Source organism: Williamwhitmania taraxaci, from assembly GCF_900096565.1.
In the GTDB taxonomy this organism is placed as follows: domain Bacteria; phylum Bacteroidota; class Bacteroidia; order Bacteroidales; family Williamwhitmaniaceae; genus Williamwhitmania; species Williamwhitmania taraxaci.
Genome location: NZ_FMYP01000181.1, coordinates 1 through 1071, shown reverse-complemented (window position 1 = coordinate 1071; position 1071 = coordinate 1). Strand labels below are relative to the sequence as shown.

The window sequence follows — 1071 nt, the reverse complement described above, 5'->3', positions numbered from 1 at the left end:
AAACTTTTAAAGAGCATTTAAGAGTTGAGTTCAAAAAAAACAGTAGTTTTGAATACTAGGAAAATTACCAGACAAAGTTTAATTTACACTCCCCATTTTTGTTTTAAATTCTTCAAGTGTTAAATATCCATTTTCAAATTTGTTTCCAATAAATTCTTCTCTAAGCTCTGTCAATACTATACCAAGCCAGTTTGTACCTTTCCATGTAAAAATTGATTTTGCATCTTCTTGCTTTTCTGTTAAACCAATTCCCCAAATATTGTCGTCTGGACTTGCTTCCACGATTGTCTTTCCTTTGGTTGATAATAGTAAGTCTAGAAATTCATCGTTTTGTTTAAATTTCGCTTTATTGCCTTGATATACAATTGTTGGTGCGTTTAAGTCCCATATTTCTTTATCAAAATTCTCAACTTGACGACCAAGTTGCTTCTGTTCTCGAACATTATTTGTTTGCAATATTTTTATAGCCGTATTATTGTCCCGAAATAACATTGCTTTTCCATACATCATGTATTGTTCAGCACTATTAAATATTTTCCCTTCAAGTTCAAAACTACATTTATGCCATTGTGAAAATGGGTGCTTAGTTTCCCAGAAATAATAGTATGATTCAACTAATAAGTCAGGTTGATAAAAACAAATATCTCCACCTGAAAGCCCTAATTCTATTTTTTTAGAGTTGAAATATCCAGGTTCAAAAGTTTTAATTGGGAAGTCTGGTGCCGTAATTAATCTAGTGTGTTTATCGTCACCCATATTAATCCCTCGTTGAATATGCTTAGAAATCAACTTTGGATATTTATCAGAAGTTATACAATCAATAATTTGTCTACCGAAACAGGCGTCAATCATATGTTGTTCAAAATCAAATTGATGCAAACTGGCGTGCATTTCTCCTCCTACTAATTTTGCAGTCCCAAGCCTATAATGATAATACTTTAATTCCATGGTTATCGTCTTTTTTAAATAGCTGGTAACGTTTTGCAGCTACAAGAAGTTGGCGATTACGAAGCACTAAACTGTCTGCCACCACAAAACTTGATACGAAGCACAAAGCTTCATTTAACCACT

The 1071-nt window shown here is 32.7% G+C and carries 1 protein-coding gene; it reads right to left on the bottom strand.

Annotation, left to right across the window (positions count from 1 at the left end):
- Positions 1-78: 78 nt before the first annotated feature.
- On the bottom strand, positions 79-948 hold the full coding sequence (locus BLS65_RS17830) for an NADAR family protein (protein ID WP_212590601.1): 870 nt from the start codon (positions 946-948) through the stop codon (positions 79-81).
- Positions 949-1071 lie beyond the last annotated feature (123 nt).

Bases quoted from the DNA above. Each gene is read 5' to 3' on its own strand.
- BLS65_RS17830 (WP_212590601.1), bottom strand. From the start codon at position 948: ATGGAATTAAAGTATTATCATTATAGGCTTGGGACTGCAAAATTAGTA.